Consider the following 17,517-nt stretch of genomic DNA (forward strand, 5'->3'; position numbering starts at 1 on the left):
CGATCGGCACATGTTCGCGCTGTGGACCTGGACCGGCACCGGGCTCGGCCCCGCACCGGGGCCCGGTCACGAAGCCGTCCGGCTGGCCGTTCCGGCCGCCGACGGCACGGCACTCGAGATCGACGCCGTGGACTGCGTCGTCGTCGAGGCCGACGCCCTGCCCGCACCGGGACCGGACGACCGCTCCCTGACCGCCTGGCGTGCCGTGCGCGGCGGTACAGCCGACGTCACGCTCCCGCCCGCCGCGCACGCGGTGCCCAACGCCACAGGCACCGCGGTGATGTCGGCCGAACGCGCCCTCACCGCCTACACCGGGACCGAATCGGTCGGTGCCGAACTCGAATCCACGCTGGCCGTGCGCCTGCGGCCGTATCAGGTCCGCGGGGTCGCGTGGCTGCGGGAGGCGGCCGCCGCGCACGGCGGAGCGGTGCTCGCCGACGAGATGGGCCTCGGCAAGACCGCGCAAGCCATCGGATTCCTGCACGGCAGAAGCGGATCCGGGCCACAGCTTGTAGTGTGCCCCACCTCGCTGGTCGGCAACTGGGTGCACGAGATCGGCCGGTTCGCCCCGGACCTGCGCGCGGTCGGCTGGCGCGGCGGCGAATTGCCCACCGCGCCGGGCACGATCGTGGTCACCGGATATCCCACCCTGCGGGCGCACGGTCCCCGGCTGCTGCCGACCCGTTGGGCCAGTGCGGTTTTCGACGAGGCGCAGGTGCTGAAGAATCCCCACACCCAGGTGGCGAAGGCGGCCCGGGGCCTCGACGCCGCGGCCCGCGTGGCGCTCACCGGTACGCCGGTGGAGAACCGGCTCGACGAACTGTGGGCGCTGCTGAACCTCGTCGCGCCCGGTACCTTCACCCATCGCGCGCAGTTCCGCCGCCGCTTCGTGCGGCCGATCGAGTCCGGCGACGCCACCGCGGCGGCCCGGCTGCACGACGCCGTCGAGCCGATCATGCTGAGCCGCCGCAAGATTCAGGTGGCCGCCGCCCTGCCACCGAAGATCCACTGCGACCTGCGCTGCGATCTCACCGACGAACAGCGCGATCTGTACGACCGGGTCCTCGAGCAGGCCGTGGATCAGGGTTTCGGCGCCGGCGTGCAGCGGCAGGGCCGGGTCCTGGCCGCCCTGACCGCGCTGAAACAGGTATGCAACCACCCCGGCCTGGTCACCGGCGAGGTAGCCGAATTATCGGGCCGCTCCGGCAAATTCGACGTCTGCTTCGACATCCTCGCCCAGAACCTGGCCGGCGGGTCCCCGACGCTGGTGTTCACCCAGTACCGGGAGACCGGCGAGCTGCTCGCCCGGCACTGCGCGCAGGCGTTCGGGGTGGCCGCGCCGTTCCTGCACGGCGGGCTGGATCCGGCCGCGCGGGCGGAGATCGTGGCCGGGTTCCAGCGCCCGGACGGCCCGCCGATCCTGATCCTCAGCCTGCGGGCCGCGGGCACCGGGCTGACGTTGACCCGCGCCGCTGACGTCGTCCACTTCGACCGCTGGTGGAATCCGGCGGTGGAGGCACAGGCCTCCGATCGCGCCCACCGGATCGGCCAGACCCGCCCGGTCACGGTCACCACCCTCACCACCGGCACCACACTGGAAGAACACATCGCCGACATGCACGACCGCAAGAGCGTGCTCGCCGAGCTCACCGCGCCGGGCGCCACGGGCCCGGCGTCCGTCGCCGCCCTCGCCCGCCTCGACGACGAACATCTGCTGGGCGTCCTGCGCCGGAAGCGAGGAAACTGAATGCCGGACAACGAATTCGGTTACACCCTGTGGGGCCGGGACTGGGTCCGGTTGGCCGAGCCGCTTACCGCGACCCGCCCCGAACCGCTGCTGCCGCGCGCCCGCAGTATCGCCCGGCACGACGGCGTGGACCTCGAGATCCAGGGCCGGCACGTGCGCGCCGGCATCCATCGCGGCGGCCAGGCCTCGGTGACCTACCTCGAACTCGCCCCGCTGACACCGGCGGCGCTCTGCGCGGTGGCCGAAACAGTTACCGGCGCAGTGGAACTCAGCGATACCGTCTACCGGACGGTGACCGAGTCCGGCCTGTCGCTGGCACCGCGGCCGACCGTCGTCGACTGCTCCTGCAGCGCGCGCAAGGATCGGTGCCTGCACATGCTGGCCACCTGCTACGCCGTCGCCCGCCGGATCGACGAGAACCCGTGGCTGGCCCTGGATCTGCAGGGCTTCCGGGAGGACCCGCCGCCACCGGAGGCGAACCTCACTGCGCCGCGCTGGACCCCGCTCGCCGCGATCGCGCCGGACAGCTACTTCGGCGGGGCCGCAACGCCGGTCACATCCGCCGCAGGGCGGCGATACGCTCGGTGAGCTGGTCGGCGGTGGCCAATGCGGTAGGCGGGCCGCCGCATTCGCGGCGGAGGTCGCCGTGGATGACGCCGTGCGGCTTGCCGGTGCGGTGGTGGTGCATGGCGACCAGGCTGTTGAGTTCGCGGCGCAGCTCCCCGAGTTTGCCCGAGGTGGAGACGCGTTCGGTGGCGGCGACCTGGGGGCCGGGCGCGGCGGCGACGGCGGCCGAACGCTCCTTGATCTGGCGGGCCTGCCGGTCGCGCAGCAGGGCGCGCATCTGGTCGGCGTCGAGCAGGCCGGGGATGCCGAGGTAGTCGGCTTCCTCGTCGCTGCCGGCGACGGTGGCGGTACCGAAGAAGTCGCCGTCGTAGATGACCTGGTCCAGCTCGGCGTCGGCGGCCAGGGCGGTGAACTTGCGTTCCTCCTCGCCCGGCTCGTCCTTCTGCTTGTTGGCGTCGACCAGCAACTCGTCCTCGAGCGCGTTCTTCTCCCGGTGCGGCTTGCCGATCACATGGTCGCGCTGCACCTCCAGCTGCGCGGCCAGATCCAGCAGCACCGGCACCGAGGGCAGGAACACGCTCGCGGTCTCACCGGGCTTGCGGGCCCGCACGAACCGGCCGATCGCCTGCGCGAAGTACAGCGGCGTGGACGCGCTGGTGGCGTAGACGCCGACCGCGAGCCGCGGCACGTCGACGCCCTCGGACACCATGCGGACCGCGACCATCCACGGCTGGGTGCTTGCGGAGAACTCGCTGATCCGCTCCGAGGAACCCGGGTCGTCGGAGAGCACCACGGCCGGCTTGGCACCCGAGATGTGTTCCAGCAGTTCGGCGTACTCGCGCGCCTTCTCCTGGTCGGTGGCGATGACCAGGCCGCCCGCGTCGGGCATGCCGGTGGCGCGCAGCTGGCGCAGCCGGGTGTCGGCGGCGGTGAGCACCTTCGACATCCAGTCGCCGGCCGGGTCGAGCGCGGTCCGCCAGGCGCGCGCGGTGTGTTCGGCGCTGAGCGGTTCGCCGAGGCGCGCGGTGTATTCGTCGCCCGCGCTGTCGCGCCAGTGCGCCTCACCGGAGTAGGCCAGGAACACCACCGGGCGCACCACGTTGTCGGCCAGCGCCTCGGAGTAGCCGTAGGTGTAGTCGGCTCGCGAGCGCGGGAACCCGGACTCGTCGGGTTCGTAGGTGACGAACGGGATCTGCGAGTCGTCGCTGCGGAACGGGGTACCGGTCAACGCCAGTCGGCGGGTGGCGTCACCGAACGCCTCCTCGGTCGCCTCACCCCAGCTCTTCGCGTCACCGGCGTGATGGATCTCGTCCAGGATCACCAGGGTGCGCCGGTTCTCGGTGCGCACGCGGTGCCGGGTGGGGTGCGCGGCGACCTGCGCGTAGGTGACCACGACACCGTGATAGTCGCCGGACGTGCCGCCGGTGGTGTTGGAGAAGTTCGAGTCCAGCTCGATGCCTTGGCGGCTCGCCGACTGCGCCCATTGGTGTTTGAGGTGCTCGGTGGGCGCGACCACGGTGATCTGGTCCACCGTGCGGTCGGCCAGCAACTCCGCGGCGAGGCGCAGCGCGAAGGTCGTCTTACCCGCACCCGGGGTAGCGACGGCGAGAAAATCGCGTGGCTTCGTCGTCAGATATTTGGTGAGAGCCCTGCGCTGCCATGCACGTAAAGAACCGCCACCTGCCGAAGTCACCTGAAGAGGTTAACGGGCACCACCGACAAGACCCAACCCGCAGCAGGTCGGACTCGGCGCGTTGTGGTGGACGCCACGGAACGGCCCGCTCATGCCTGCTGCAGTCGCGCCGCGGCGAGGAAGTCGGCGACCGCGGCCCAGGTGGTGGCGGGCGCCTCGGCTCCCGCGATGATGCCCAGATGGCTGCCGTCGACCTCGACGAACCGGACCTCGGGCGAACCGGTCAGCACCCGGGTACCGGCCGCCACCGAGGCGGCGGAGGCGAGTTTGTCGCGGGTGCCGCCGACCAGCAGCACCGGAACCGCGAGCTTGGCCAGCTCGATCGCCTGGTGCGGGCCGAGGTGCACCGTGCCCTTGTTCATCTCGTTGCGCAGGATCAGCTGACGATAGGCCTGCCGGTAGAACCGGCCCGGATAGCCGGGCATCTCGGCCATGAACCGGTCCACGGACTCCATGCGCGCGAGCGCCTCGGTGTCGGCGATGTTGCGGGCGATGTAGAGCGGCTTGCGCAGCTCCCGGTCGAAGGACTGGGCCCGGAAGCCCGCGCGCACCGCGTATTTCGAGACGCCGCCGGTGATGCGCAGCGGCACGGTCAGTTCCACGCCGCCGGTGAGCCGGCCGAACTGGCGGGCCAGCGCGATCTGGCCGTTGCGGCGCTGGTCGAACGGGCTGCCGACGGCGGTGACCGAGGCGATCGGCAGCTCGGGGTGCGCGGCGGCGGTGAGCAGGCTCATCGTCCCGCCGAACGACCAGCCGACGAGGTCCACCGGCGCATCGTCGTGGTCGGCGCTGACGCGGCGGATCGCGCCGGGCACGATGTCGTCCACCCACTCCTCGAAGCCGAGGTGCCGGTCGGCGTAGGTGATCTCGCCGTATTCGACGACGGACACCTCGCGGCCGAGGCCCTGCAGGAACCGGACCAGGCTCTGGGCGGGCCGCAGGTCGTAGCAGGAGATCGTCACGGCCAGCGGTGGGACCAGGAGTACCGGATTCCCGGTGGGCGCGCCGGTGCCGCGGTAGCGGCGCAGCCGGCGGTGCGGTGCGTCGGAGACGATGACCGAGGGTGTCGGCTCGTAGGGCTCGATCCCGCGGCCGAACAATGCTCCGGCATTGCGCCACGCCACATCCCAGGCAACCATTGCTCTCCCTCCCTGCCCGGAACCCGCTTCCGGCGACCACACGGAACACTTACCCGAGACAGTCTGTCACAGAAATCTTCCCGCTCGGCACTACCTCGGGCTGTCGATTCGATCACCGCCGCACGCCGAAGGCCGAGGGCCACAGACCGCCCGTGGCTCGAAAATCACGCCGCAGGCCCGGCCGATCGAAAAGCCTTGTTAAATCACGTTAATTAACGACTCGCCGTTGATCGAGCCGCTATTCAGCGGTACGATTTCCCCGGAACCCTTCGAAGCCGAACCTTCGATCGATTCCGTTCCGGCCGTAGACATTTCACGCGCCACCACCGTGACGACGGGACAACAACTGCGGCCCAAGCCCATAAGGAAAGGATTCGCGATGAGTCTCATCGAACTCGCCGACATGCCCCTCGACCAGGTGGCCGAACTGAGCGGACCGCTCGCCCAGGCGCTGCGCACGCCCGACACCGAACCGGCGAAGTTGCTGTTCAACTCGCGGCACAACGGCGGGTAGTACCCGGCGGGCGGTGTCGCACGGTACCGGCGGCACCGCTCTCCACTCACGCCTATTGACCGCTATATATCGAACCGTCACAAAGAGGCTCGTTACCCTGGATAAGGATTCAGCATGAGTCTCCTCGAACTCGCCGGGATGCCGCTCGACCAGCTGGCCGAGCTCAAGGACGGCCCCCTTGCGGGCACTGCGGACGCCCGACGCCGCACCCGCCAAGCTGCTGTTCCGTCGCGGCACAACGGCATGTAGCACCCCACGGGCGGTGTCGCGGGACCCGCGGCACCGCTCACACCGCAACCCGCCCCGCCCGAATGCGAGACTGCCGTGGCCACCCTGCTTCCCCTGACCCCCGTTTCCGAATGGCCCGAGCGCGGCCTCGACATCGCTGCCCTGCGCGCCTCGGGCTGGCGTCCCACCCCCTTCGACCAGTTCGTGGTCAAGGTCCACAGTCGCTGCAATCTGGCCTGCGACTACTGCTACATGTACGAGCTGGCCGATCAGAGCTGGCGCGACCAGCCGGTCGTGATGACGCCGGAGATCGCCCGCGCGACCGCGCGCCGGATAGCCGAGCATGTCGAGCGTCACGAGCTGACCGCGGTCGAGGTGGTCTTCCACGGCGGCGAGCCGCTGCTGGCCGGACCGGACCGGATCGACACTCTCGCAAGGGAATTCCGCGCCGCGGTGGACTCCTCGGTGCACGTCGAACTGGGTGTGCAGACCAACGGCGCGCTGTTGACCCCGCCCATGCTCGACGTCCTGGCCGCGCACGACATCGGCGTCGGGGTCAGTCTGGACGGTGATCGCGCCGCCAACGACCGCCACCGCCGTAATCGCCGCGGCGACAGCAGCTACGACGCCGTCACCCGCGGATTGCGGCTGCTCGGCACCGACCGCTACCGGCACCTGTTCGACGGCATCCTCGCGGTGATCGACCTGGCCAACGATCCCGTCGAGACCTACACCGCGCTCGCGGAATTCGAGCCCCGCGGTATCGATGTGCTACTGCCGCACGGCACCTGGGCCGCACCACCACCGGGCAAGGCCGGCCCGAACGGCGAGGTGGACATCACCGACACCAGCTATGCGAGCTGGCTCGTCACGCTGTTCGACCACTGGTACGAGCTCGGGGATTCCGCGGTGGACATCCGACTGTTCCGTAGCGCGGTGCGACAGCTCCTGGGCCGCAACGGAACCACCGAACAATTGAGCGCCGGGCCCCTGTCGTTTCTGGTCGTCGAGACCGACGGATCGATCGAGCAGGTCGACACCCTCAAATCGGCGTTCGAAGGTGCGACCGCCACCGGATTGCACGTGCTGCGCGACGATTTCGATGCCGCCTTCGACCACCCCGGTGTGGCGGCCCGGCAGATCGGCACGGCCGCGCTGTGCGACGAGTGCCGGGCCTGCAGGCACGCCGGTGTCTGCGGCGGCGGCCTCTACGCGCAGCGATACCGCCCCGGCACCGGATTCCGCAACCCGTCGGTGTACTGCGCCGACCTGATGGCCTTCCTCGATCATGTCGCCGCCCGGCTGCGCGCCGACCTGATCGCGGCGCGAAAGGGATAGTCGTGGACGTCGAAACACTTGTCGCCCGCCTGGCCACCGCACCCGAGGACGTGGACCTGGTCGAGCTGCTGGGCCGCGCGCAAGCCGGTAAACGCCTGGCCCAGCTCGCCATGCTGGCGAAAAAGCAATCCGCCGAATACTTCTCGCTGTTGTCGCGGGTACAGGCCACCGCACCGGCCGCACTGCGCACCCTCCTGCTCGAACCGGGCATCGTCACGGCCGCACGCCGCGACACCGGACCGGTGGCCCTGACCGCCGCCGTGCTGGGCAGCGTTTCCGCCTCCGTGACGATCCGGCCCGATTCCGGCATGATCCGGCTACCCGGGCTCGGAACGATCAGCCTGCCCGAGCCTGGAGCCGATCCGGTCGTCTGCGCGGTGCGCGAGCGCGACGGTCGGCCGGAGGTGACCGTCGACGCTGCCGGTGGAACGGTCACGCTGCCTGCCGATCTCGCGGTCGCCACGGCCGAATGGCTACCGCTGCGGCGGATCACGACCGGGACCGTCGCGCCCGTCACGGTCACCGTCGCCACGGACGGACTGCTCGGCGACCTCTATCCGGTCCCCGCCGACTTCCGCGGACCCGACGCCGACGAGTGGACGCGCGCGTTCGAAACCGGCTGGCGGCTCCTGGAATCCGAGCGGCCGGGCCATGCGGCGGCGATCGCGGCCGGGCTGCGCGCGATCGTGCCCGTACCGCCGCATCCCGACGGCAATGTGGCGAGCTGCACGATCGAGGGCACTTTCGGCGCGGTGTACCTGTCGTTCCCACCGGACCCGGAAACCTTGGGAGTCACCCTCGTCCACGAGTTCCAGCACGGAAAGCTGTCCGCGGCACTGGATCTGGTCGAGTTGTACGTCGACGACGGCGCGGCCACCCGCTACGCGCCCTGGCGGCACGACCCGCGTCCGCTGGGCGCGCTTCTGCAGGGGGTGTACGCCCACCTCGGCGTCGCCCAGTTCTGGGACAGCCACCGCGAGGTCGCGGCCGAGCGCGCGCTGCGCGCGCACGTCGAGTTCAGCCGCTGGCGCGACGCCACCTGGCAGGCCTGTCACGGCGTCCTCGACGATGCCGCCTTCACCCCCGCAGGGCGAGCGTTCATCACCGCTCTGGCGGCCGAATTGGACGCGCTGAAAGCGCGACCGGTGCCGGGCGCGGCGTCCGACCTCGCCGACCGTATGGCCGCCGACGCGGTCGTGTCGTGGCGGTTGCGCAACTTCGATCTGGACCCGGCGGCCGCGCTCGGACTGGTCGACGCCTGGCACGCGTTGCGCCCGCCGAGCCGGACCGCGTTGCGTACCCTGGCCGCGCCGGCGGCGCGACCCCGCGCCGTCAGCGATATCCGCCAGCGCATGCTGCACCGTCGGCTCGCCGGCACCCTGTCGCCGTCGGCGCACGATGCCGACGCGCTGTGGGGCCTGGGCGACTACGCGCGGGCACGTAAGGTCTACTGCGACCGAATCCGTTGCGATGTCGGAGATCTCGATGCCTGGGCCGGTCTGGCGCTGTCGGTGGCGGCGGACGATCCCGCCCGGGGTCCGTTGCGGACCGCGCCCGAGGTGATCGCCGGAACGTACCGCGAGCTCGCCCGGACCGGCGACCGGCCCGACCCGTTGCGCCTGTCCGGCTGGTTCGCCGCGTGCTGAGCTCGCTGGTCCCGAAGGCATTGCGGATCACCGATCTCCGGCGATTCCTCGGCGGCCAGCTGACCTCACTGCTCGGTGACGCGATGGTGTCGGTCGCGATGGTCTTCGCGATCCTGGATCTGACCGGGTCCCCCACCGCGCTGGGCGTGGTGGCCGCCGCCCGCACGCTCGCCGTGCTGACCACCATGCTCGCGGGTGGCGTTGTCGCGGACCGATTCTCGCGTCGACGGGTGATGCTGATCAGCGATGTGGCGCGTGGCGGGGTGCAGGCCGCGGTGGCCGTGCTGCTGCTGACCGGGCACGCGCACGTGTGGGAACTCGCCGTGCTGCAAGCGGGCTACGGCTGCGCGACCGCGATGTTCGTCCCGGCGGTCACCGGGCTGCTCCCCGAGATCGCCGGAGAGCACCTGCAACAGGCGAACGCGCTGCGCGGCCAAGCCGATTCGATCGCGTTTCTGATCGGCCCGGCCCTGGCCGGAGTGCTGGTCACCGTCGCGAGCCCGGGCTGGGTGTTCACGGTCGACGCCTTGTCGTTCGCGGTCAGCGTCGCCCAGCTGTCGCGACTGCGCCCCATCGCGCCGGCGCCGCCACGGACAGCGTCGGTGCTGCGCGACTTCGGCGAAGGCTGGACCGAGTTCCGCTCCCGCCCTTGGCTGCTCACCTATGTGGGCACCGCCGCGCTGAACAACATGTTGTTCCCGGTGTTCATGATCCTGGGCCCAGTGGTACTGGGCCGGGGCCGGTACGGGCCGCTCGTCTGGTCGGTGCTGCTGGTGGCCGGCGGGGTGGGCGCGCTGCTGGGTGGGTCGCTGGCCGCGCGGATCTCCCCACAGTATCCGGCACGCATGGCGTCCGCGCTGATGGTGCTGTTCCCACTGCCGCTGCTCGGACTCGCCGCACACCTGCCCGTGCCGGCCCTGATCGTGGTGACGGTGGTCGCCGACGCCGCGATCACCGTGTCCAACATCCTGTGGATCACCCTGCAACAGCGTCACATCGACGCCGCGGTCCTGTCCCGGACCAATTCGTTCCTCGAATTCGGCTGCTTGGCGGCGCGGCCGATCGGCCAGTCCGCCACCGGTCCGATCGCCGCCGCCGCCGGCGTCGGTCCCACCCTGTGGGTGGCCGGAGTCGTCCAATGCGGGGTCGCGGCAGTGGCTCTGGCCTTGCCGACCACCCGTGATCTGCCGGCCGAGCCCCGCGATCGGGTCGACGCCACCTGACCGAATGTCTGTACCGGACAGTGCCTCCTGGACCCGGCGCCGAACACGAAGTCCCGTCCACCGCTCGGGCGGATGGTTGCCGATGCGGGACGAATTCTCAACCGGGAGAAGAACAGAGAATGTCCGGTAGCCGTCGCCGGTGGCACGCCGACCGTTCGGCCAGCGGCGAGGAGGAACACGCGGCATGCCCGAGGGATCACTCAGTGCGGCGTTCGCCAGGCTGGCCGGGCGCCTACAGGAGCGATTCGCCGGCGTGTCCGAATGGCTGGCCCGTGACCACTACACACCGGCTGCGGAGGTGCTCGAACGCGAGGTCGTGGGTGGGGGACAGGACGCGGAGGCGGGCGGCGCCGCCTCCCTGGCCCGCAAGACGGACACCGTCGCCGGGCAGGACTCGGTGGCCGCCGCGCCCGAACCGACCTCCGAACCACGGCTCTCGACGGCGTATTTCGACGACCTCGGACCCGCGCACCCGGTCACCGCGATCGGCCGTGCCTCGGCCTCCGACGGCCCCGGCATCACCCGGTCCCACGTCTTGGGCTCGCGAGACGCGTTGCGCAACAGCGGAACTCCCGAGCAGGTGCGCAATTTCCTCGGCGCCCGCTACCCGGACTGGACCCGCGCCTGGGCCGAGCGCGCCCGAACCGAACCGGGACTGTTCACGGCCCGCACCGCCGACGGCGAGGTCGCCGGATTCGTTTGGGCCACAGTCGAGTCCGAAGGCGTCGGCAAGATCCAAGGCCTCTATGTGCGGCCCCGCTGGCACGGACACGGCACCGGCGTCGACCTGCTGAACCACGCGAAAGCCCATCTGGCACAACAGGGGGTGACCCGCATCGAGCTGGAGACCACGGCGAGCAGCGACGCGCTCGGCTGGTACCGCCGGCGCGGATTCCGCCTCGACGGCCCGCTCACCGACACCCCGCCTCCGATGCGTGCGCACGGCCTCGTCGCCCCGCAGCAGCCGCTGGTGTGGACGAGCGAGTGAGCGCGTCGGTCAGTTCTCCGGCCCGTGCAAATGCGCGCGGTCGGCGGCGCTACGGCCGGCATCCCAGCCGTCGGCGCTGCGAATCGTGATGCCGCGGTTGCGGGACCGCGGGAACAGGTTCTCGAAGGCGGCGTCCACCGCGAGCTGCCGGGAGGCCAGCACCGGCAGCAGCCGTTCCCGGTCCACAGTGTCCGCTACCGTGGCGGCGGCCGTCTCGAGCCGCTCACCGATGCGGGTGGCGTAGGCGACCAGGAACGCCTTGCGGTAGTCGCGGGTCCGGGCGTCCTCGCTGCGCAGCTCCGCGTTGCCGCTCGCGATCATCGCCCGGGTGGCCTGCACGAGCAGTGAGGTGGACAGCAGTTCGACCGCGTCCAGGTCCGCCGGTTCGCCGACGACGGTCACGAAACCCCACTGCGCCGCGAAGATCGCCCGGCACCGGTTGGCGGCGGCGACCACGTCGATCAGCAGCGCCTTGGCATCCAGGTACGGGGTGTCGAGCCAGAGACGCTGCGCCCCGGGCAGATCCGGCTCCCGAGCGGCGGCGCCGAGCAGGGCGCGGTCCAGCGCGTACTTGGTCATCAGCTCCTGCGCCTTGGCGGACAGGGTTTCCGCTTCCTCCGGGTAGGAGGTCGATTCGGCCTTGGCGAGCAGCCCGCGCACCCGGCCCAACACCTTGGCGTCGAGGTGCCGGTGCGCGGCGGCCGGGAGTGCGGCACCGGGCAGCGGGCGGATCAGCTCCAGCTTCGGGAGCAGGAGCAACAGGGCGAGGGCTGCCACCACTGCCGTGATCGCCTCCACCGGGGTCAGCAGGTGCCGGGCCGCCCACTGGGCCAGGTGCGGGGACTGCTCGTTCCACCAGACGTGGGCGCCGAGCGCGGCGAGTTGCTCGCGCCAGGTCTCGTCGACGGCGTCCGCCGGGTACGGCTGCGCGTAGGCGGCGATCACATCGATCAGGAAAGCGGTCGCGAACTCGTCGGTGCGGCGGTCAGCGACCCGCTGGAGGTCCGCGGGCAGCCAGCCGTCGGTGAACGCCCGGGTCACGACCCGCTGACCGGCCTGCCGCACACCGGACTCGATCTCCGGTGTGAGCGAACCGTTTTGGGCCAAATCGGTGGCGAACCGCCGCGCCACGGCCACGTCACCGCGCGGCGTCTTGGCCCGCGCGCCGCGCTGGGCGGCTTCGGTCGCGGCCGCCACGATCGCGTCGGCGATCTCGGCGGCCGTGGGCTGTTCCCCAGCGGCCCGCCGCGCTACCAGCGCCGCGCCCGGCCCGGGCCCGGTCTGCTGTGCCGCCCGGCGCCGGCGACTCGACTTACCCACGTTCGACGCCTCCCACGGTCGTCGACCCTATGCCACGCCGCACGACCGGGCCGGGCCCGGCCGCCCGAACGGCGGATGCGCCAGAGTGCACACGATCGCGGCGGCGAGCGCCGCACGAGCGATGAGCGCTTGCGGAGCGTCAAGATCAATGTGGGCAATAATCTCGAGGGCAGCATTCAGCTCCGGTGTGCGCGGGCCGCAGTCGCCCGTTCCCGTACGACGTCTTTCCTCGGAAGTGGCACTTCATGAAGGGATTCGCCGATGAACAGCACAGGTATCACCCGATCGGATCCGCGCGCCGATCCGGAGCATACCGCCGCCCTCCTCGGGGTCGAGGTCGTGACCGGCGACCGGATCTCTCCCGATCTCCTCGACGCGATGTTCCGATTACGCAACGAGGTGTTCCACCGGCGCCTGAACTGGAAAGTGCAGTCCCGGAACGGCCGCGAATTCGACGAATTCGACCGCCTCGCACCGCATTACGTTCTCGTCGTGGACAACTGCACCGCGGAATTGCTCGGCTCGTGTCGATTGCTGCCGACCACCGGTCCGTACATGATCCGCGATGTCTTCCCGCAGTCGCTCGGCGATCTGCGGTCACCGGCCCACCCGCAGATCTGGGAGTTGTCCCGGCTGGTCGTGTCCCCCGGTCAGCCGTTCGCCGGCCCGCGGTTCGGTCCGGTCGCCACCCTCGTGGTCGACGCCGCGGTGCGCTGCCTGGCCGGGCTCGGCGCCCGCGAGCTCGTCGTGTTCTCCCACCTCGACGTCGAACGCAAGTTCCGCAACACCGGCTATCCGGTCACCCGGCTGGCCGACCCGATCACCATCGAGGCCAAGCTGTGCACCGCGTACTCCATGCCCGTCCCGGCTGCCGCACCCTGACTCGCTACTCGCCCAGCGCGGCCCGGAACAGCGGCCAGGAGTTGTGCAGCTCCTGCTGCCAGTAGCCCCACGAGTGGGTGCCGTCGGGGTGCAGGTCGAAGGTAGCGGGGATGCCGAGGTCGGCGAAGCGTTGTTGCAGCCGGCGGGCGCAGGTGCCGGCGATCGCTTCGATGAAACCGCCGCTGACGTCCTGGTCGACGAGTTTGATCGGGTCGCCGTCGATTCCGGGCCCGGCGAGGGTGTCCAGCGGACCGGGCACACCGGTGCCCGCGGATACGTACAGCGCCAGTCCGCGTAGGTCTTCGGCGTGCACATAGGGGTCCACGGCGGCCCACTGCGGGTCCCCCGGCGGGCCCCACATATTGGCCGCGTTGCCGGCCCACCGGGCGACGACCGCGTCGACGAACAACTGTCCGGTGAGGTCACTGGTCGGCGCGCAGCCACTGTAGGAGCCCACACCCCGGTACCGTCCGGGTGCGGCGAGCGCGAGCTGGAACACCGAGGTCCCGGCCATCGAGATGCCCGCCACCGCCGCGGCGCCCGACCCGTGGAACGCCGCGTCGATCAGCGGCGGGAGTTCGCGGGTCAGGAAGGTGGTCCAGCGCTGGTGCCCGAGCACCGGGTCGTCGGCCCGCCAGTCGGCGAAGTAGCTGCCGCGGCCACCCATGGGAACCACGACGTTCACCTGCTGATCCGCGAAATAGGTTGCGATATCGGTCTTCTCGGTCCAGCTACTGTCGCCGAGACCGCCGTTCGCCCCGTTGAGCAGGTACAGCGCGGGTGCCGCGGTCGCGCCGTCCGCGGCCGGCAGCACCTTCACCACCTCGACGGCGGCCATGGCGGTGGAGTACACCGACACGTCGACCTCGCGTCCCGGCCCGCTCGCCACGGCGGCGATCCGCGAGCCGTCCGGTGCCGGGGTAACGACCGCCGGATCGGGTAGCGCCGCACCGGGATCGGACGACGCGACCGTCGCGACCGCCGGCACGAGGGCCGCCAGTGCCACCGCGGGCAGGACCGATGCCAGCAACCGGTATACCCGGCCCCGGCGCACGACTTCGGCGGCCATACCGCATCTCCCTACTCTCGGCGGTCGTACCGGAAACCAAAGTAGGCAGCGTGTTACGGCCGAATCAGGTAATAGTGCTGTTTCTGGACATCCACCAGTGCGGCTCCGGGCGGATTGGGCACTTTCACAAACTTCACCGAGAACGGTGGCCGGTAGTCGATCGGCGGCGTTGACTCGCTGGAGGCGGCCGATGACCGTCCGCCGTTCTACTTCGACGAATCGAGGGTGTCGTGGTCAATTTCGGATTTTTCGAAGACTGGCATCCGGCGCCCGGATTGCTCACCAGCTGGTCGGCGTCCCCGAATGCCCGGGTCGCCGCGTATTCGGCTCCGGCCCATCCGATTCCACCGGCGCTCCAGCAGCGCGCCTACCTGCGGGCGGCCTGGCAGAATGCCACCGAGGCGGACCGCACGGCGCGACTGTGCATGATTTCCTTCGATATTCCCGGAGTTCCGGATTACGGCGCGATGACCCGCGCGGTGAACGGATTCCTCCGCCGGCACGACACTTTCTCCAGCTGGTTCACCTTCGAACCCGACGGGCAGGTCGTCCGGCATGTAATGAATTCCGACGCCATTGTGTTCGAGCCGAATCGGCACGGATTCGTCCGCGACAGCGCGACCGTCCGCGCGCACGTCCAGGCCGAGACCCCCGGCCCGCTGGAATGGAATTGCTTCACGTTCGGCATCATCGAGCACGACGATTCCTTCACTGTCTACGCGGCGGTCGACCACCTGCACACCGACGGGCTCGGCCAGGCGCTGACCTGTGTCGATCTGCTGTGGCTGTACGGCACCGAACTATCCGGCAGCACAGTCGAACTCGCGCCCACCACCGGCCACCTCGCCTACTGCGAGCGCGAGCACCGGTGCAACGCGGCGCTCGACCGGCAGGCCGCACCGGTACGGGAATGGATTCGGCTGCTGCGCGACAACGGCGGCGACGTACCGCGTTTCCCGCTGACCCTGGGTCCGGTGCCGACCGGCTACATCCACGGTGCGCAGGTGACGCTGCCGCTGTTCGACGAGGCCGTGGCGGACCGCTTCGAACAGGTCTGCGCCCGGCACGGCGGCCGCTTCGTGGGCGGGCTGTTCGCGGCGTTCGCCCTCGCCGAAGCCGAATTGACCGGGCACGACCGGTATTTCGTCCTGACCCCGGTCAACACCCGCAGCGCCCCGAGCGAGGACGCCTCGGTGGGCTGGTACACGAACCTGGTTCCGGTGGCACTGCGGACCGGGACCGCGGCCTCCTTCACCGAACTGGTGTCGCAGGCTCAGGAACAGGCCGACTGGGCCAAGACCTTCGGTGACGTCTCGCTGCACCGGGTGCTGGAACTGACCGGCCCGGCCGACGGCGTGTACGCCCGGCCGGGGTTCGCGGCGACCATGCTGTCCTACGTCGACATCCGCCGCAACGCCGGCGTCGAACTGTTCGACGCCATGAACGGCGGCCTGTTCGGGAACCGGGCCAGTTCGAGCGAGGTCTACTTCTGGATCAACCGGTTCGCGCACGAGACGACGTTCAGCGCGCTGTTCCCGGACACCCCCGACGCACACGAATCGGTGGGTCAGTACATCGCCGCCGTCCGCACCGTGTTCGCGGCGGTGGTCACCGAGGGCGATTTCGCGATCCGGATCGGCGCGCCCTCGTGACCCTTTCTCGCGTCGACTGCGAACCATCCAGTGCCACAGCGCCTTTGGCGGCCTGGGCGGCGTTCGCGGCGTGCCTGATCGCGGTGTTCATGCAGATGCTGGACGTGACCGTGGTGAACACCGCCCTGCCCGCGATCACCCGCGACCTGAAGGCTCCGGACACGGCGCAGCTGCTGGTGGTCACCGCCTACAGTGCGGCCTTCGCCTGCGCGCTGATCGTCTCGGCCCGCATCGGTGGCAGGTTCGGCCGGGCACCGGTGTTCCGCGCCGCCATGACGGGATTCGTGCTGCTGTCCGCCGGTTGTGGAATCGCCGCCACCCCGGTCGAATTGGTCGCCTCCCGGATCGGGCAGGGTGTGGCCGCGGCCGCCGTGTCGGCGCAGACGATCGCGATCGTGACCGCGGTCTTTCCCCGGCACCAGCGGGCGCGGGCGTTCGGGATCTACGCTGCGGTCGCCGGCCTGGCCGGGCTGCTCGGCCCGCTGCTGGGTGGGGCGATCGTAGCCGTGGACGCCTTCGGGCTGGGCTGGCGCGCGATCTTTCTCATGAACGTGCCGCTGGGTGCCGCGGCGATCGCGGTGGCGGCCCGGCATCTGCGGGCCGGCGGTTCCGGGGACGGCGAGCCGCTCGACCTGCCGGGCGCCGCGCTGTCGGTCGCCGGGACGGCGCTGCTGGTCGGCGCCGTGACTTTCGGCGGCGCCCACGGCTGGTCACGCGGATCGCTGACCGTGGCCCTCGCCGGTGTGCTCACCCTGGTCGCGTTCGCCGCCTACGAGCGCAAGGTCGAATCGCGCGGCGGGGTGCCGCTGCTGCGCCGGGCGCTGTTCGCCGATCGCGGCTTCGCGGTCGGATCCGTTCTGCTGCTGGGCTTCTCGGCGCTGTTCGCGGCGTTCCTGTTCACGGTGTCGGTGGTGGCGCAGACCGGTCTGGGCTTCTCGGCGCTGCGGACCGGCACGCTGATGATGCCGTTCGCGGCGGGCGCGGCGATGGCGGCACTGACCTCGTCCGCCCTGGTGGCGCGGGCCGGGGCCCGCGTGCTGACGCTCGGACTCACCCTGTTCGCCCTGTCCGTCGCCGATCTAGCGGCCTCGCTCGACCCCGCATCGGGCGAGATCGACCTGCACCGCCTCGGCGGGCCGATCCTGCTGGCCGGCGCCGGCATGGGCTGGTTCGTGGCCCCGCTGCCGGCGGTGATGCTCGCCGGCGTGGGCGATCTCGCGACCGGCTCGGCGTCGGGCACGGTCCCGACCGTCCAGCAGATCGGGACCGCCGCGGGTCCGGCGATCCTCGGAACTCTGTTGTTGCGCAAGGTCTCCGGGACCGCGACGCCGGCAGCCTATCTGTCGAGCATGGTGGACGTGCTGTGGCTGACCGCCGGTGCGGCGGGTCTGTTGGCGGCACTGACCCTGGCCGTGCCCAACCCGGCCGCGCCGACCGGCACCGCGGAGACGGCGGGGTCGGCATCAGCACGCCCCCGCGAGACTCGGCGGCACGGGTGAACACCACCGCGA

Annotated in this window: 15 protein-coding genes; 11 read left to right on the forward strand and 4 right to left on the reverse strand. The window is 70.8% G+C overall.

What is annotated here, in order from left to right; all coding sequences use genetic code 11:
- Positions 1 to 10 precede the first annotated feature (10 nt).
- Positions 11 to 1,747 carry a DEAD/DEAH box helicase gene (locus EBN03_RS22935; RefSeq protein ID WP_122190284.1) on the forward strand — a complete coding sequence of 579 codons (1,737 nt, stop codon included), beginning with the start codon at positions 11 to 13 and terminating at the stop codon, positions 1,745 to 1,747.
- Complete coding sequence (locus EBN03_RS22940; RefSeq protein WP_122190163.1) at positions 1,748 to 2,335, forward strand: hypothetical protein; 588 nt, start codon at positions 1,748 to 1,750, stop codon at positions 2,333 to 2,335. It begins immediately after the preceding gene.
- On the opposite strand, the gene EBN03_RS22945 is transcribed toward EBN03_RS22940, so the two are convergent.
- Both EBN03_RS22945 and EBN03_RS22950 read right to left on the reverse strand, forming a co-directional pair.
- Positions 2,301 to 4,007 carry a DEAD/DEAH box helicase gene (locus tag EBN03_RS22945; protein WP_122190164.1) on the reverse strand — a complete coding sequence of 569 codons (1,707 nt, stop codon included), beginning with the start codon at positions 4,005 to 4,007 and terminating at the stop codon, positions 2,301 to 2,303. The two genes, EBN03_RS22940 and EBN03_RS22945, sit on opposite strands and share 35 nt — an antisense overlap.
- Before the next feature lie 89 nt (positions 4,008 to 4,096).
- The gene (locus EBN03_RS22950; protein WP_122190165.1) at positions 4,097 to 5,146 is read right to left on the reverse strand and encodes an alpha/beta fold hydrolase; all 1,050 of its coding nucleotides are present in this window, start codon (positions 5,144 to 5,146) and stop codon (positions 4,097 to 4,099) included.
- Positions 5,147 to 5,525: 379 nt separating this feature from the next.
- Here EBN03_RS22950 and EBN03_RS35585 point away from each other — a divergent pair, with 379 nt between their 5' ends.
- From EBN03_RS35585 to EBN03_RS22970, 6 genes are all read left to right on the forward strand, one after another.
- Complete coding sequence (locus EBN03_RS35585; RefSeq protein ID WP_267899305.1) at positions 5,526 to 5,660, forward strand: hypothetical protein; 135 nt, start codon at positions 5,526 to 5,528, stop codon at positions 5,658 to 5,660.
- A 114-nt stretch (positions 5,661 to 5,774) separates the two neighbouring features.
- Complete coding sequence (locus EBN03_RS35590; RefSeq protein WP_267899306.1) at positions 5,775 to 5,909, forward strand: hypothetical protein; 135 nt, start codon at positions 5,775 to 5,777, stop codon at positions 5,907 to 5,909.
- A 75-nt stretch (positions 5,910 to 5,984) separates the two neighbouring features.
- The gene (locus tag EBN03_RS22955) at positions 5,985 to 7,226 is read left to right on the forward strand and encodes an FxsB family cyclophane-forming radical SAM/SPASM peptide maturase (protein ID WP_199742929.1); all 1,242 of its coding nucleotides are present in this window, start codon (positions 5,985 to 5,987) and stop codon (positions 7,224 to 7,226) included.
- Between the two features lie 2 nt (positions 7,227 to 7,228).
- On the forward strand, positions 7,229 to 8,872 hold the full coding sequence (locus EBN03_RS22960) for an aKG-HExxH-type peptide beta-hydroxylase (protein WP_158675713.1): 1,644 nt from the start codon (positions 7,229 to 7,231) through the stop codon (positions 8,870 to 8,872).
- On the forward strand, positions 8,866 to 10,095 hold the full coding sequence (locus EBN03_RS22965) for an MFS transporter (RefSeq protein WP_122190167.1): 1,230 nt from the start codon (positions 8,866 to 8,868) through the stop codon (positions 10,093 to 10,095). Before EBN03_RS22960 ends, EBN03_RS22965 begins: the two co-directional genes overlap by 7 nt.
- Positions 10,096 to 10,279: 184 nt before the next feature.
- Positions 10,280 to 11,083: a GNAT family N-acetyltransferase gene (locus tag EBN03_RS22970; protein ID WP_122190168.1), complete on the forward strand. Its 804-nt coding sequence runs from the start codon at positions 10,280 to 10,282 to the stop codon at positions 11,081 to 11,083.
- 9 nt (positions 11,084 to 11,092) lie between these two features.
- Here the strand turns inward: EBN03_RS22970 and EBN03_RS22975 are convergent, their stop codons facing one another.
- Positions 11,093 to 12,403, reverse strand: coding sequence for a DUF2786 domain-containing protein (locus EBN03_RS22975; RefSeq protein ID WP_233608558.1), 1,311 nt, complete (start codon positions 12,401 to 12,403; stop codon positions 11,093 to 11,095).
- Positions 12,404 to 12,664: 261 nt separating this feature from the next.
- Here EBN03_RS22975 and EBN03_RS22980 point away from each other — a divergent pair, with 261 nt between their 5' ends.
- Entirely contained in the window at positions 12,665 to 13,285 is a 621-nt protein-coding gene (locus EBN03_RS22980) for an acyl-homoserine-lactone synthase (protein WP_122190169.1), read from the forward strand.
- A 4-nt stretch (positions 13,286 to 13,289) separates the two neighbouring features.
- Here the strand turns inward: EBN03_RS22980 and EBN03_RS22985 are convergent, their stop codons facing one another.
- Entirely contained in the window at positions 13,290 to 14,354 is a 1,065-nt protein-coding gene (locus tag EBN03_RS22985) for an alpha/beta hydrolase (RefSeq protein ID WP_122190170.1), read from the reverse strand.
- Between the two features lie 230 nt (positions 14,355 to 14,584).
- On the opposite strand from EBN03_RS22985, the gene EBN03_RS22990 reads away from it, so the two are divergent.
- Both EBN03_RS22990 and EBN03_RS22995 read left to right on the forward strand, forming a co-directional pair.
- Positions 14,585 to 16,006 carry a condensation domain-containing protein gene (locus tag EBN03_RS22990; RefSeq protein ID WP_122190171.1) on the forward strand — a complete coding sequence of 474 codons (1,422 nt, stop codon included), beginning with the start codon at positions 14,585 to 14,587 and terminating at the stop codon, positions 16,004 to 16,006.
- Positions 16,003 to 17,505, forward strand: coding sequence for an MFS transporter (locus tag EBN03_RS22995; protein ID WP_147471677.1), 1,503 nt, complete (start codon positions 16,003 to 16,005; stop codon positions 17,503 to 17,505). The genes EBN03_RS22990 and EBN03_RS22995 overlap by 4 nt, the downstream gene beginning before the upstream one ends.
- Positions 17,506 to 17,517: the final 12 nt, after the last annotated feature.

This window comes from Nocardia stercoris, assembly GCF_003696265.1.
Taxonomy (GTDB): Bacteria; Actinomycetota; Actinomycetes; order Mycobacteriales; family Mycobacteriaceae; genus Nocardia; species Nocardia stercoris.